The sequence below is a fragment of the Ardenticatenales bacterium genome, from assembly GCA_020634515.1.
GTDB lineage: Bacteria > Chloroflexota > Anaerolineae > Promineifilales > Promineifilaceae > JAGVTM01.
Window position 1 is genome coordinate 631710 of the sequence record JACKBL010000001.1, and the last position, 15141, is coordinate 646850.

Consider the following 15141-nt stretch of genomic DNA (forward strand, 5'->3'; position numbering starts at 1 on the left):
CACACCCCATACCTCATACCTCACACCTCATACCTCACACCTCCCACCTCATACCTTCCCAAACCTGTCTTCGCTGCGAGGACGGAAAATGAGTCTGATGGGCGTGCCGGGAAAGGGATAAGCCTGGCGAATCTGGTTTTCCAGGTAGCGCTGGTAGCTAAAATGAACCCACTCCGGCTTGTTGACAAAGAAAACAAAGGTGGGGGGAGCCACGGAGACCTGGGTGGCGTAGAAGAACTTAACGCGAATGCCGCCTTTACTGGGCGGGGCATGTTTGCTGACGGCGTCGCGCATGATCTTGTTCATTTCGCCCGTGGGAATGCGGTGCGCGCGCCCTTCGTGGACCCGCAGCACTTCCGGTAGGATGCGGTTGACGCGCTGCCCGGTGAGGGCGGAGATGAAGAGGACGGGGACGTAGGGCATGAAGTTAAGCCCCTGGCGCAAGGCGTCGGTGTACTGATTGACGGTGAAGGTGTCTTTTTCCACGGCGTCCCATTTGTTGACGAGGAGGATGACGCTGACGTTTTCTTCGGTGATCATGCCGGCAATATGCGTATCCTGCGCCGTCAAACCCTCCACGGCATCAATCAGCAGCAAGGCCACGTCGGCCCGGTGCAGCGCCCGCAGCGCCCGCAGCACGCTGTACTTCTCCACGCCGGGATCGATTTTTCCCCGCCGTCGGATGCCCGCCGTGTCAACGAGCGTCACCACCTGCCCTTCGTAGGTCAATTTGATGTCGATGGCGTCGCGGGTTGTGCCGGCAATTGGGCTAACAATCGCCCGCTCCTCCCCCAACAACTTATTCAACAGCGTAGACTTACCCACATTAGGCCGCCCCACCAGAGCCACCTTCATCGAATCATCTTTCGCCTCCGCCTCTTCATCAACGGGCGGCAGCGCCTCCACCGCCGCATCCAGCAAATCCCCCACTCCCGTCCCATGCAGCGCCGAAACAGGAAAAACCTCCCCCAATCCCAACTCATAAAACTCGTAAGCCGTATCCCACAACTTCGTTGACTCCAGCTTATTCGCCGCCACGAAAATCGGTTTCCGCGAGCGGCGCAAAATTTCCCCCACCTCCCGGTCAGCCGCCGTCAACCCGCCGCGACCATCCACGACCATGATCACCACGTCCGCGGTCTGGATTGCCATCTCCGCCTGCTCCCGCATCAGGGGCAAAAACTGCTCCGAATCTTCCGACAGCGGCTCCGTGTGCCACCCTTCCAGGAGTTCAATGCCCCCCGTATCCACCACGAGAAAGGTCGCGCCGATCCACTCCGCCTCCGCATAGAGGCGGTCGCGGGTCGTGCCCGCCGTTTCCGACACAACCGCCAGCCGTTTGCCCACGATGCGGTTGAATAAAGTTGATTTGCCCACGTTGGGCCGCCCCACCAGGGCGATAAGTGGTTTTCTGGACATTTTACCTCAAGAACGTCTGGCCAGTTCTGGCCTGGACGCGGGTCGGCGCATCATGATTCGTGCGCCGCTGGCGATGGACGCCAAGGAGCGGTCAGGAAATGACTTCACCATCTTATTGAATCTCCGCTCCTAAAGGCGCCTCAACCAATACGTTGTTTTTTGTGGCGCGGCCACGGGCAGCCAGTAAGCGGCCATGGGGACCGGCGCCGGCGGAGGCGGCGCGTGGCTGGTGGCCGCGGGAAGGGTTGTCGGAATGGCGCCGGTGGTCGTGATCTCGTTCGTCGTTGTCAAGAGCTTCGTAATCACTACCGTGATATCCGGCGGCTGCACGGAACGCTCCTCCAGATCATTGGCGGAAATAGTCACCAGCGGCTCCAACGTGTACGTGCCCACGTCCAGGCCTATCAGGTCCAATGTCACGCGCACGTCGTCCTCTTCCAGCGAATCAATGGTCTCCAGCGGTCCGTAAATGAACACGCGCACCACTTCCGTATCCAGGGTGACGGTGAGACCCGGCCCCAGAGCGCGAATCTCCGGCGCGCGGCTGACAATATCACTGGTGAGGATCGGCTCGATTTCCACAGTGACGAAGATCGGCTGCGGCTGGTCCAGGGATATGCCGTTGGGCAGGTTCAGGACGACCTGTTGGGTGAAGGTCTCTTTCAACCCGGAAATGTCTATTGTCTCTGTTTCCAGGCGGCTTAACAAGTTCAGTTGCGTGGGACGGCCCGTGACCAGGATGCTGTCCGGGTCTACGGTGACGTTGAGGAGCCGGTAGCCGTTGGCGGGCGTGCCCTGCCATTTGACGGTGATGGGTTTCTGGGCAAACCCTTCCAGTTCTTCCACGGGGACGGTGACCTGGACAATATCGGTGCTGAGGCTGACGCTGGTTGTGCCGGCAACATTCCCCTGTGCATCGTAGAAAAACGGACGCGGCGACACCACCAGCGTCTCCCGCGCATTATCCAGAAAGACCGTCACACGTGCCTCGTTCAACGCCGTCACGCGGGACTCCGGCCCCGTCACCGTGATTGTGGCCGGCTCCACCACAGGTTGCAAATAACGATGCCCGCCGGCAACGTTGCCGCGAATATCCACATTCACGGGCACTTCGCTGCTGATAATGCGCTCCAGAACCACCGACGCCGTGTTGGGAACCCAACTGACGATTTCCACCTGCTCCTTGTTGATTTCCACCAGAATGGGAACATCTTCACTGCCAAAAGGGGCCTGAGAAAGGTCCACGAAGGCCAAAAAATCATCGGTGGCGAGGTCGGCCAACGCGGACGTTGGCCCCTGGGCGACCAACTGCACGGACTGCGTGGAGATGCTCAACAGCCGACCGTCGGCGGGCAACCCTAATACCTGCACGGGAATCTGCAACAACTGTTGGTCCACCGGATCCGCCTGGCGTACGGCAACAGCCCAGATGACCACGGCCACAATAACCGAGAGGAGCAGGGTGACGATATTGGCTATCAGGCTGCGGAGGATGCGCATCATGTCGGTTTCGCTTCGTCGTCGTAGTTGCCAGGCTAGATTGGACCAATTTTCTCCGGTGAAATTGGTCCAATCTCCAGAGAGCGTTAGTCGTTACTCGTCGTCTTTGTTGGTGCGGTTCTGCAAGAAGGCTTGTAGCATCATTTCCAGCCGGCCGGCGTCCTGGCGGATGATGCGGCCATTGTGCGCAATGGAGATATGACCCGTCTCCTCGGAGACGATCAAGGCGACGGCGTCGCTGACTTCACTGATGCCCAGGGCGGCGCGGTGGCGCAGCCCCATGGAGCGGTCGCTGAGGCTGCTGGTGCTCAACGGCATCACGCAGGCGGCGGCGGTGATCAGATCGCCGCGAATGATCACGGCCCCGTCGTGCAGTTCGGTGTGCTTGTTGAAGATGGTGAGCAGGAGTTCGGGCGATGGCCTGGCCGCCAGCAAGATGCCTGTATCGATGTACTCTTGCAGCCCCGTGTCTCGCTCAAAGATGATCAGAGCGCCGTGGCGGCGCTGCGACAGGCGCAGGCAGGCGCTGGAAACGGCGGTGATGACGGGGTTTTCTTGTTGGCGACGAAAGAGACGGACGTATTGCCCGGTGCGCCCGAGTTGTTCCAGAGCGCGGCGGATTTCGGGATGGAAGATGACGGGGATGGCAAAGACGAGGGCGGGTAGGGTGTTGCTGATGAGCCAGCGTAATGCCGGCAAATCCACCAACGTCAGCCCCACGGCAATTACCAGGCCGACCACGATCACCCCGCGCAGAATTTGCACCGCGCGCGTGCCGCGGATAAGCATGAGGATGCCAAAGATAACGGCTGTCACCAGCGCAATATCCAGGAAATCCAACCAGCCAAATCGTCTGATGAAATAGTCCAAATTTTGCACGACAAACCCCGTCTGGGTGTCAACTCGCTTCGCGCTCACTGCCACGCCGCTTGCTGCCGGCAGAACAGTGAAAGACATTATCGGTCGGTCTGGCGCAAAAAGCCAACCACGATTCGCCGATTGCTTGTCAACGCCACGCCACCTTCCTCACCTTCCCGGATGTTCTATACAGCTTCCAGAAAGGTTTGAAGCCCGCCGAGGCAGGACAAACCGTCTGCCAGGGCAGAGATCACAATTGGCTCTCCAGGCAGGCGCGGCCTCACCGTTTGCCGCCTGCACGATGCGGTCACAGTCAGGGCTTCGGCTGAATCAACTGCCGCAAAAGCTGAATGTACATGGAAACGTTGGCGGGCTTCAACTTGATAATCTTCTGAATCGTGGCGACGGCCTTCTCCGTTTCACCCGCCTCTAGTTGCGCCTCCCCCAGTTTGTCTAACACGTTAATGGCGTCCTGGGTGCGTTTCTGCTGCAAGTAGAGGCGCGCCAGCCGATCCACCAGACCGGGGTCGCGTGGACGTTGGTTAACCATGTCCTGCAAAATGCCCAGCAACTTGCCACCGCGCTGATTCTTAACCAGTTGGATCAGGTAGCGGTCCAGCTCGCGCAGTCCGTTTTCCGGTTGCCCGACCTTGTAGTAGAGGTCGATCAAGGCCATTGCCGTGCGTTCGTCTTCCGGTGCGGCGGCGCGTAGTTCCCGATAAGACAGCAGCGCCCGCCGCCAATCCAGCCGTTCCATGTCGATCTCGGCGACGGCGCGCAGCAGGCGCGCGCGCCAGTTGTGTCGCGCGGAGCCGCGAGGGGCCAGTTTCAATGCTTCCTGGTAGGTCTCGCGGGCTTTGTCCACCTGAGCCAACTGGTAGTAGGAGTTGCCCATGGCCATGTAATGCTCCAGGGAGCGGTCAATCTGGCCGTGTCGCTTGAGCATTTCGATCAGGCGGGCGCGGATGGGGACGTCCAGCGGATTGATTTCCACTACGCGCTCGTAGGCGTTGATCGCCCCATTGACGTCGCCGCGCACGCGGAAGGCATCGCCGATGGTCATGAATTTGACGGAGGCGGCTTCGCGTCGGTCTTGCCGCGCCAACATTTCGCCAAGCTGCCAATGTGCCGGCAAATAATAAGGCGACAACTGAATAGCGCGATAACTTTCCTCAATGGCCGTCGTGTACATGCCCCGCCGCGCATACTCCTGGCTCAAATACAACGATTCCAGCACCTGTTCCGAACCCGCCGTGAGAATATCCCCCAGAATCATCGTGCGGTCGCCGTAGGAAAGCGCGTCCAGCCGCGCCCGCGCTTCCTTCACTTTATCCTCCCACCCCTTCTGGCTGAGGAATTCCACCAGCGCATTGGCGAACGCCGTTGCCTGTTCCGGTTCTCCCTTCGTCAACAGGCTGTCGGATAGATTCTCGTACAGTTCAATCAGGCGATCCGCCTGGTCATGTTGCACCGTGCCCAGGTCCACGATTTTTAACACGGTGATGAAGTGCTCCAGTGCCATGTCGATACGCCCACGCGCGCGATGGCACTCCCCCAGGGAGAAGAGGCTGGCGATGCGGTACTCGTTGTCCCGCACCGACACCTCGAATTGGTGAATAGCGTCTTCAAAACGTAGCTTGTCCTGGTACAACAGCCCCAGGTTGAAGTGAACGGCGGCGCTGCGCAGCCCTGCTTCGATGGCTTGCTCGTAGGCGCTGATGGCTTCATTGGACATGCCCCGCGTCTGGTAATCCAGCGCCTGACTGAGCAACGCATCCCGCTCCAGTTTACTCAAGACGTGCAGATCGTCCCCAAATGGGGCTATCTCCTCTTCTTCGTCGAACAGCTCTTCCGCCAACTGCTCCAGAGCCATGCGGCGGGCTTCCTGTACCGGGCTGACGATTTCGTCATCGCTCATTGCCGACTTGCTGCCGGCATCGCTCATTCCCCCATCCGTCGCCGCGGATTGCTCCTCGGCGGCGACGAAGATTTCCTCGCCATGCTGGATGAGTTCGATGGCCGTGAGGACGTCCGCGTTGCGTGGGTCGAGTTTCAGCGCTGCCTGGCATGTTTGCAACGCTCTGCCGGCATCTCCCTGGTCTTGCAGAACACGCGCGATAGCCAGATACTCCCGGATCGCGGCGCGCACGTTTCCCTGCCGTTGATAAACCGTTGCCAGCCGTTGATGCCCCCCCAGCAGATGGGGGTCCAGACGCACCGCGCGGTGCCAGTTCTCCATCGCCTCTTCCAGCAGGCGCTGGCGCAGCAAAATCTCGCCTATCGCCATGTACGTCTGGCCCGCGTCGGCGGCCAGATGCAGCCGCTCCTGTACCTCGGCTACCTGGCGCAAATAGATGATGTCACCCTGCGAATACCGCGCGGCCAACTTATACCCTTCCAGGGCGCGATCAAGCTGGCCCAATTCCACGAAGGCCATGCCCAGACCCGCGTAAGGAGCCGGTTCCGCGGGAAACTCCGCGATGGCCGCCTCAAATTCGCGCACCGCATCGTCCCAACGTTGATCCCAGCTGAAAGCGTGACCCCGATTCAGCGCTTCTTCATATCGAGATCGGTTATTTGCCACGGGAATCCTCCAAATTTGTGAGGGACGCTATCTTCCACGAATACGACAACCAACCACCAACTGTCAACCGCCAACTGCCCACTATCCCATCAAGCTCACCAGGATCGCCTTTTGCGCGTGCATCCGGTTTTCCGCCTGGGGGAAGAGGACGGAATGGGGGCCGTCGGCCACTTCGTCGGTGATCTCTTCGCCACGATGTGCCGGCAAACAATGCATCACCAAACAGTCCGGGCGGGCATGATTCACCAATGCCTGGTTTATCTGATAGGGCGGGAACACTTGCAGCCGCTGCTGCGTTTCCGCCTCCTGCCCCATACTCGTCCACACATCCGTGTAAATGATGTCCGCATCCCGCACCGCCGCCACCGGATCGGTGATCATGGACACGTCCGTATCCGCCACGCGGAACTGCCGACCCAACGCCAAATCTTCCGTCGTCAATTGGTAGCCGGGCGGCGAGGCCGCCACAAAGTGCATGCCCACTTTCGCCGCGCCAAACAAGAGAGAACGGGCCACATTATTGCTGTCGCCCACATACGCCAGCCGCAGCCCATCCAGATGCCCCTTCGCCTCCAGAATCGTGAACAGGTCGGATAACGCCTGCGCCGGGTGATTGTAGTCGGAAAGACCGTTGATCACGGGCACGCGGCTGTGCGCGGCCAATTGCAGAATGTGGTCGTGCGCGAAGACGCGAGCCATAATGCCGTCCACGTAGCTGGACAAAACGCGGGCCACGTCGGGAATACTCTCCCGCCCCCCCATTTTAATCTCATTTGGAGACAGATAGAAGGCATACCCCCCCAAATGTACCATGCCCATTTCAAAAGAGACGCGCGTGCGCAGGGATGGTTTCTGGAACACCAACGCCAGGTTTTTGCCGCGCAGCCGCGGCTTGTTACCGCCGTCGCGCCATTCCGCCTTTAAGTCACGGGCTAAATCCAACAGGGCGTGCAACTCAGCAGGGGACAAATCAGCAATGCTCAGGAAGTGTTTCAACGCAAAAGCCTCCATATGGTTTGCCAGGGAATAACCATGACGTTTTTACCGGAGCGGAAAAGCAACCCTATCGCTCCTTTAAGCTGACGATGCGGGCCACTTCTGGGGGTGGCCCAACACGGACGAACTGGTGATGGGACATGGTGTTGGTGAGAAGCGTCAGTCCGTTGTTGCTTGGGGAAGGCCTGTCCTGGAATGGAGGGATTCTTCGTAACGGCAAAGCCAGATTGGATCAATTTTCTCTGGTGAAAAGGGTCATTGAGCGCGTGCAATGGGTCCAATCTCCAGAGAGTGTTAGTCGTTACGATTTTTCAACGCCCCCAGCCGTCGCGCAACGGGTAGTACGGACATTCCGTGGCTTGGCTACCAGGCAGGTCGCATATCTGACTAATATACCACAGGCAAGATCATCGGGAAAGAACCATACATAACATATATGCTTGTTTACGGTTTTGAGTTATGGTAAGATAACTCCCATATGTTGGGGGTATGAAAATGCCAGTTAGGATCCACTAGCCCATGCTTTCCTCTCCGGGGTTTTTGTGGGTACTGCAAGCACAAAATAAGGTAGGTGCCGTGATGAGTTTCCTCCAAAAACAGCCGTTATTGACAACGATATTGGCCCTTATTCTTGGTTTTTGCATTGGTTTGTTTCTCTTTGGTTGGTGGCTGACACCGGTGCAGTATAGTGGCGCGGGTCCGCAGGATATGCTGCCGGCATATCAACAATCCTACATCCGCGCACTCGCCGACCTCTTCGCCTTTGACAACAACCAGGAACGTGTCCGTTCCGCCCTGCAAATCTGGCCGGAAGCGGACGCCGCCGCTTGCCAGATGGCTGCCGCATCCGGCGATCCCGCGGACGCAGCCCGCCTGCAGGCGCTGGCCGTCGTCCTCAACGGCGCCGGCTGCGAGCAGGTTGCTCCACCCGCGGAGGCCGCGACGGGGAGCGGAACCCGTTCCCTCTTGATGATTTGTGGCCTTGGGCTTGTCCTGGCTATCCTCGTCGGAGCCATCGTGCTGCTCATGCAGCGGCAGAGTGCCGCCGAAGATGTGTCCAGCGGCAGTGGCTTTGGCGCCACGGGCGAAGTTCCCTCAATGGGACCGCAGGTTGAAACGGATACCGGTGACGTGGAAACAACACCCGTGGCCCGTTTCCGCACCACGTACAACCGAGGACACGACACCTACGACGACTCATTCAGCATTGAAAATGTCAATGGGGAGTTCTTAGGGGAGTGCGGCGTGGGCATTTCGGAGTCCATTGGCGTGGATGCGCCCAAGAATGTGACGGCGGTGGAGGTGTGGCTGTTTGACAAGAACGATATTCGCACCGTCACCAAAGTGCTGATGAGCGACCACGCTTTCTTCGATGAGGCCGTGAAAGCCAAACTGGCTCCCAAGGGTGAACCGGTGCTGGTGCGCCAGGGAGACACGGTCGTGCTGGAGACGGCTTCTTTGATCATCAATGCCGTTGTTGTGGACATGGCCTATGGCCTGGATGAAGGGTTGCCGGAGCAAAGCTACTTCGAGCGGCTGACAATGGAGTTGTCCGCCTGGGCCAAGGAAGGGGATTTTGGTGGCCCGGACATTGAGGGGAAGGTGGATGAGTTGTTGAATTTCTAATGGCCGCCGCTGTTCGGGGCGCGCCGTGTAACAAAAAGGCCGAAGACCGGCGTTGTCTTCGGCTTTTTTGTTGTTTGGGCGTGTTGGGGTTCAGGCGTGCTTGTAGGGGTCGAAGAGTCTTTCCCATTCGTCGAGGGCGTAGCGGTCGGTCATGCCGGCAATATAATTCGTCACCACGCGCTCAACTGTCTGTTCCTTGAGCCGCTGCTGCGTTTTTGCCGGCAGCATTCCCGGCTCGTTCACATATGCCAGAAACAACTGGGAAACAAAATGCTCCGCCTTCGCCTGCATCCGCATCAAGCGATAATGGCGATACATGTTCTGATAGAGAAAGCTTTTTAACTCCTGCACCTGCCCCTGCAACTCATCAGAATACCCCACCACATTGTTGTCGTGCAATTGCAGCTTATCCACCGTGTCTAGCTGGTGCGCTTCCAGGTTAGCGGCCGTCGTGTGCAACACATCTATCACCAGGCGGCCAATTAGCTCCCGAATCACCTGATGCCGCGCGATATCCGTGAAATGGTGATCTTCCCATCCCACCTTGTCCTTCAACCATTGCCAGATCGTCAGATGGCGTAGATCGTCTGGACCAAACAACCCGGCGCGCAAACCATCCTCCAGATCGTGCGCATTGTAAGCGATCTCGTCCGCCAGGTTCGCAATTTGCGCCTCCAGCGAGGGTCGCCGCTCCGGCGCATAGCCCGTAGCATCGCTCTTGTCATATGCCGTCTCATGCTTGATCATCCCTTCCCGTGTCTCATACGTCAGGTTCAAGCCGGGAAACCCAGGATACCGTCGCTCCAACTCCGTCACCACGCGGTAGCTTTGCGTATTGTGGTTGAAGCCCCCGTGACCTTGCATCAACTGGTTCAGAATATGCTCACCGGCATGCCCAAAAGGAGGATGCCCCAGGTCGTGCGCCAGGCAAATCGCCTCCGTCAGGTCTTCGTTGCCGCCCAACCCGCGCGCCAAAGACCGCCCCAGTTGGGCGACTTCCAACGTGTGCGTCAGGCGCGTGCGGAAATGGTCTCCTTCGTAGAAGACAAAGACTTGCGTTTTGTACTCCAGGCGGCGAAAAGCGGTTGTGTGAATGATACGATCCCGATCCCGCTGGAAGGCGGTGCGGGTGGCGGATTCGTGTTCCGGGTAGAGTCGCCCCCGCGAATCGGCGCTCTTCAAGCCATAGGGAGCCAAAATCAGGCGTTCATGCTCTTCTAGTTGTTCTCGATTAAATACCATCGTCTTGTTCCTCAACAGCAGTCCCAGCGTTTATTCTGGGAGGATTTTCACAGTTACCCGCTTGCCATCCCTTTATGACAAGTGTAACATAATCAAAACGGTCAGGCTAAGGAGCGGCAAACGTGGCGGCGGGAACCTGGCCTGAGCGGTCACTTGCTGGTGGACCATTGGTGGATTGCCGCATAACCATCCGCAAAAGCGGCGCGTCTATTCAGACCGCTACCCCCATACTTGTGTTATCCGGGTGATTTATGTCAAGAAAATTGATTATCTTCTTGTTTTTGAGTACGGTTGTGCTGGCTATGGCGACTTTTGGCGTGATGCTGGCGCTTTCGCGGCGTCCATCTACGCCGCCGACGCCCACGCCGCCGACCACGGAGCAGACCGTGGCCCAGTCTGTCGAGGATGGCGCGATGGTTCTGAATGTAGATGGCACGCAGGTGACGGTGAAAATAAACCCGGAGGCGGCAGTTATTCTGGCAAGTGAGGGTTTTGTGCAGGAGGAAATGCCGGCACAAACCCTCCCGGAACTCCCCGCCAATGAACTCGAACAAATCACCGAACCGCCGCCAGAACCAACACTGGCCCCCACCGCCGTGCCCGTCTTCGTTGAACCCACGGCCACCCTCCCCCCCGTCGTCCCCGCGCCTGTGGACCCGGTCATCATCCGCGCCTACACCGTACAGCCAGGGGATACGCTTTACACCGTTGCCGAAAGCCAGATCAGCGGCGTCGCCCTCATGGCTGTGTATGGCATCGCCGCCGATGACCTCACGCCGGGCAATGTCATCCAACTGCCCGTCGCCAATCCCGCCTACTGCCCGGGCTACCGCCCCTACGTGGTGCGCGAAAGTGACACCGTCTACAACATCAGTCATCGCTTCGGCACGACTCCCGATGTCATACGCGACCTCAACCGCCTCGGCGCTGATTACCGCATCGATCTGGCACAAGTGCTGTGCATTCCATAAAATGCCGGCAGATCAAGTCACAACCGTCATCGCCGAAACAACGAACCTCAAGCCCGCACCGCTGACGCCTCATGCCGCCGGCGCATCACCACATGAACACCACAATGAACCGACACACCCTGGCAATCCAACCTTCTGAGTTCGCGGCGCGCACCGCGGCGCTGCTCGCCTATGCCGCGGCGCAAGGGCATCGCGCCATTCTCCTCTTTGATAGCACCAACATCCTTTACTTCACCGGCTTTGCCTTTATCCCCACGGAGCGCCCCATCATCTATGCCCTCGGCACCGATGGACAGCAGGCGATGTTTGTGCCCCGCCTGGAGGTGGAACACGTGCGCAGCATGACGGCTGTGGACCGCGTTTACCACTACCAGGAGTATCCGGGCAGCCCGCACCCCATGCGCCACTTCTATCAGGCGCTGGTGGAGATGGGCATCATCGCCGCCGGCGGCACGCTGGGCGCCGATCATGACGGCTATCCCTGGATTTTCGGTTACGAAGGTCCCCCATTGAGCGAACTCAGCGGCATGACGGTGCGAAACGTTCAGGGGCAGCTCAATCGGATGCAGGCCCGCAAAAGTCCCGCCGAACTCGCCCTCATTCGTGAAAGCTGCAAATGGGCACATCTGGCCCATGTGCTGCTGCAACGGTACACCGCCGTTGGCGTCACGGAAACGGCCGCCAGCCTGCGCGCCAGCACGGAGGCCACGCTGGCGATGATGGACACGATTGGTCCGCTCTACCGCTCGCAGAGCATGTGGAGCAATGGTCCTGGCGCCGGCTATCGCGGCCAGATCGGACGCCATGCCGCCATTCCCCATGCCCTGGCGAACAACATCACGTTTCAACCGGGGGATGTGTTGGTGACGGGGGCCGGCTGCCCCCTATGGGGCTACCATTCGGAACTGGAGCGCACGATGTTTGTGGGGGAGCCTGATGCGCGGCAGCGGGAGATGTTTGCGCATATGATGACGGTTCAGGAGATTGCTTTTGCCGGCATGAAACCAAACGTCCCCTGCAGCGAAGTAGACCAGGCCGTGCGTGCCTACTACGACGCGCACAACTTGCGACCCTACTGGAAACACCACTCCGGACATGCCATTGGCTTGCGCTACCATGAAGGCCCCTTCCTGGACACCGGCGACGACACCCTCTTGCAGCCGGGCATGGTCTTCACCGTGGAGCCGGGATTGTACGTGCCCGATCTCGGCGGCTTTCGCCATTCAGACACCGTGGTCATAACGGAGAATGGCCTGGAAATCCTCACGTACTACCCGCGCCAATGGGAAGCGCTGGTTATTGCCTAGGACGCGCCCCAGACCGGACGGTTACGGCCCGTTCTCGTCCCCTTCATCGGGCAGCCGCACCGTAAAGGAAACATCCGCCGTGCGCACGGTGCGACCATCCGCCTCGCGCCCTTCCGCCCAGAGGCGATGCACCCCCGGCGTGAGCGGCCACCAGGTCTCGAAGGGGGGCGTGGTCATGGTGGCCAGCGGGGTTTCGTCCAACCAGAATGTGACCTGACGAATGGTCGGGTCCGCCACGGCCGCCAGGCGCAGTTGCTGCGTTTCCAGCGGGAGGGCGGGCGAGATGCGAAAGAGGGTGTTGGGGTCGGGATAGATGAGGCGGAGGGTGGTTGTGCCGGCATTTTCCCCATCTCCCACCCCCGCGCCCGCCACCAGCAAATCATCCAGCAGCACCAGCCCCTGCGCGCGCGCCCACGGATGTAGCGCCGGCGGCAGGTCCAACACAATCTGCGTCTGACGCAGCGCGGCAGGCGTGTCCGCATCCGCCAGCAACCCGGTTGCCCTATTCAACGTCACCTGGCGATAAAATGTGTCGGGCGTGGTCGGTTCCGTGCCGGCAATAAACCACTCCATCCGCCGAAAAGGACACGCCTCCGTCGGCAGCAGCCCCGACAACGCGCAGATCTCCACCGCCGTGAGGCCGGAGGGCTGCGGGAACGCCTTGTCCGGCCGGCCCACCAGCGCTGCGCGCATAAACGTGTGCCAGATCGGTCCCGCGCCGCTGATGCCGCTGACATTCTCCATCGGCTCGTTGTTCGCATTCCCCACCCACACGCCCACCGCCAGGTCTGGCGTATACCCCACCGTCCAGTTGTCATGAAAATCGTTGGTCGTGCCCGTCTTCGCCGCCGCGATGCGCCCGATGTTCAGCACGCTCTCGCCGCCAAAGGAGAGACGACGGGCATCGTTGTCGCTGAGGATGTCGCTGATCAGCCAGGCCACGCGCGCGTCCATCACCTGGATGGGATTGGCCGGCGCAGCCGTGTAGCGCAGCGCGCCGCTGCTGTCGCGCACGTCCAGGATCAGGGCGGGCTGGATGCGGAAGCCGCCGTTGGCGAAGGCGGCGTAGGCCGTGGTCAGGTCGAGCAGGCTGACGGCGCCGCCCCCCAAAGCCAGGGAAAGGTCGTAATCTTCAGCAGGAGCGGGGAATGTGAGTCCGAGATTGCCGGCATAATCCATCGCCCCCTGCACGCCCACCGCCTCCAACGTCAACACGGCGGGAATATTCAACGAAGACCCCAGCGCCGTGCGCAACAGCACCGGGCCATGCTCCTCCCGGTCATAATTGACGGGCACGTAAGACTCGTCCTCGTGCGTGCGGAACGCCGTGCGCACGTCCAACAGCAGCGTGGCCGGCGTCCACGGCGTGGGCTTGTCCGGCGACAGCGCCGCCGCATAAATAACGGGCTTCAGCGCGGAGCCGGGTTGTCGCGGCACGACGGCCATGTCAATCGCCCCGCTAATGGTCTCGTCAAAGTAGTCTGGGCTGCCCACCAGCGCCAACACCTGCCCATTGTTTGGGTCAAGAGCCACCAGCGCCGCATTATGCGCGTTGTGGCCGGGGCCGCCGTCGGCGGGCTGGTTCAGGCGCGTAAGCTGCTCGCGGATAATCTGCTCCGCGCGCGTTTGCCAATCCAGGTCCAGCGTCGTGCGTACAATCAGGCCGCCGCTCTCGTAAACCGCTTGCGGCGCAAACAGGCCATCTAACCGCGCCTGTACCAGGGCCACAAAATGGGGCGCATTGACCGGGTAGGGCGTGGTCGCGTAGAAGAGGGGTTCCCGCGCCGCCAGATCGTGCTGCTCTTGGGTGATGCTGCCGGCATTCAACATCAGACCCAGTACCACAAGCTGCCGCGTCTTCGCCGCTTCCGGGTTGACGAATGGGTTGTAGGTAGCGGGGGATTGCGTCAGGCCCACGATGAGGGCGCATTCCGCCAGCGAGAGGTCGGCGGCGGACTTGCCAAAGTACGTCTGCGCCGCCGCTTCCACGCCATACGCCATGCCGCCGTAATACATCTGGTTCAGGTAGAGCGCCAGGATGTCGTCTTTGCTGAAAGCGCGGGCCACGCGCCAGGCGAGCCAGCTTTCGCGTAGTTTGCGCGTGAGGGTGCGCTGCCCCCGCTCCTCCGCCCCCATCAGCAGGTTGCGGCTCACCTGCTGCGTGATGGTGCTACCGCCCGCCAGCACCTCCCCGCCGCGCAGGTTGATCCAAAAAGCACGCACAATGCCCACCACGTCAACGCCCGGATTGGTGTAGAAGCTGCCATCTTCGGTGTCGATGGTCGCCTGCCGCAGTTGTCGCGGAATCTGCGCCAACGGGAGGACGATGTTGCGCCCGCTGTTGGCGTCAATGACATCGTAAAGCAGGCGGCCATTCCGGTCCGTGATGCGCACGCTGGGCTGCCAGCGGTGCGCCGCCAGATCGCGCGGGTGGGGCAGGCCGCCAAAGAGGACGTTGTACGCCAGTGCGCCTCCACCCACGATCAAAACGAACGCCAGCAGCAGCCCACGACGCAGTCTCTTCATAGGGTTCGTTCGAGAGTTACGTTGGATTTTCCCACAAGCAAGAACCCTTCCAGCGCATCCGTCATTTCCAAATCTATTAACGGATGCGCCCATATGGGCAGTATAGCAGAAA

The 15141-nt window shown here is 60.1% G+C and carries 10 protein-coding genes; 3 read left to right on the forward strand and 7 right to left on the reverse strand.

What is annotated here, in order from left to right; translation table 11 throughout:
* Positions 1-48: 48 nt before the first annotated feature.
* The 5 genes from der to argF all read right to left on the reverse strand — a co-directional run bounded on the left by der (position 49) and on the right by argF (position 7372).
* Complete coding sequence (gene der / locus H6650_02340; GenBank protein ID MCB8950832.1) at positions 49-1419, reverse strand: ribosome biogenesis GTPase Der; 1371 nt, start codon at positions 1417-1419, stop codon at positions 49-51.
* A gap of 129 nt (positions 1420-1548) precedes the next feature.
* A complete protein-coding gene (locus tag H6650_02345; GenBank protein ID MCB8950833.1) occupies positions 1549-2922 on the reverse strand; it encodes a hypothetical protein in 1374 nt (457 codons plus the stop codon).
* A 90-nt stretch (positions 2923-3012) separates the two neighbouring features.
* Entirely contained in the window at positions 3013-3876 is an 864-nt protein-coding gene (locus H6650_02350; GenBank protein MCB8950834.1) for a TIGR00159 family protein, read from the reverse strand.
* A gap of 214 nt (positions 3877-4090) precedes the next feature.
* Positions 4091-6361: a tetratricopeptide repeat protein gene (locus tag H6650_02355; GenBank protein ID MCB8950835.1), complete on the reverse strand. Its 2271-nt coding sequence runs from the start codon at positions 6359-6361 to the stop codon at positions 4091-4093.
* Positions 6362-6442: 81 nt separating this feature from the next.
* Positions 6443-7372: an ornithine carbamoyltransferase gene (gene argF, locus H6650_02360; GenBank protein ID MCB8950836.1), complete on the reverse strand. Its 930-nt coding sequence runs from the start codon at positions 7370-7372 to the stop codon at positions 6443-6445.
* Between the two features lie 561 nt (positions 7373-7933).
* Between argF and H6650_02365 the strand changes: the two genes are divergently transcribed.
* Positions 7934-8983, forward strand: coding sequence for a hypothetical protein (locus H6650_02365; GenBank protein MCB8950837.1), 1050 nt, complete (start codon positions 7934-7936; stop codon positions 8981-8983).
* Between the two features lie 90 nt (positions 8984-9073).
* Here the strand turns inward: H6650_02365 and H6650_02370 are convergent, their stop codons facing one another.
* Positions 9074-10225: a deoxyguanosinetriphosphate triphosphohydrolase gene (locus H6650_02370; protein ID MCB8950838.1), complete on the reverse strand. Its 1152-nt coding sequence runs from the start codon at positions 10223-10225 to the stop codon at positions 9074-9076.
* A gap of 251 nt (positions 10226-10476) precedes the next feature.
* Between H6650_02370 and H6650_02375 the strand changes: the two genes are divergently transcribed.
* Together H6650_02375 and H6650_02380 are read left to right on the forward strand one after the other, a co-directional pair.
* Positions 10477-11196, forward strand: a complete 720-nt coding sequence (locus tag H6650_02375) for a LysM peptidoglycan-binding domain-containing protein (GenBank protein MCB8950839.1) — start codon at positions 10477-10479, stop codon at positions 11194-11196.
* A gap of 104 nt (positions 11197-11300) precedes the next feature.
* A complete protein-coding gene (locus H6650_02380) occupies positions 11301-12503 on the forward strand; it encodes an aminopeptidase P family protein (protein MCB8950840.1) in 1203 nt (400 codons plus the stop codon).
* Between the two features lie 21 nt (positions 12504-12524).
* On the opposite strand, the gene H6650_02385 is transcribed toward H6650_02380, so the two are convergent.
* Complete coding sequence (locus H6650_02385; GenBank protein ID MCB8950841.1) at positions 12525-15029, reverse strand: transglycosylase domain-containing protein; 2505 nt, start codon at positions 15027-15029, stop codon at positions 12525-12527.
* Positions 15030-15141 lie beyond the last annotated feature (112 nt).

What these genes read in the sequence shown, in the direction of transcription:
- H6650_02370 (MCB8950838.1), bottom strand. Translation starts at nt 10,225, where the DNA reads ATGGTATTTAATCGAGAACAACTAGAAGAGCATGAACGCCTGATTTTG.
- H6650_02350 (MCB8950834.1), bottom strand. Translation starts at nt 3,876, where the DNA reads ATGTCTTTCACTGTTCTGCCGGCAGCAAGCGGCGTGGCAGTGAGCGCG.
- H6650_02380 (MCB8950840.1), top strand. Translation starts at nt 11,301, where the DNA reads ATGAACCGACACACCCTGGCAATCCAACCTTCTGAGTTCGCGGCGCGC.
- der (MCB8950832.1), bottom strand. Translation starts at nt 1,419, where the DNA reads ATGTCCAGAAAACCACTTATCGCCCTGGTGGGGCGGCCCAACGTGGGC.
- H6650_02375 (MCB8950839.1), top strand. Translation starts at nt 10,477, where the DNA reads ATGTCAAGAAAATTGATTATCTTCTTGTTTTTGAGTACGGTTGTGCTG.
- H6650_02385 (MCB8950841.1), bottom strand. Translation starts at nt 15,029, where the DNA reads ATGAAGAGACTGCGTCGTGGGCTGCTGCTGGCGTTCGTTTTGATCGTG.
- H6650_02345 (MCB8950833.1), bottom strand. Translation starts at nt 2,922, where the DNA reads ATGATGCGCATCCTCCGCAGCCTGATAGCCAATATCGTCACCCTGCTC.
- argF (MCB8950836.1), bottom strand. Translation starts at nt 7,372, where the DNA reads ATGGAGGCTTTTGCGTTGAAACACTTCCTGAGCATTGCTGATTTGTCC.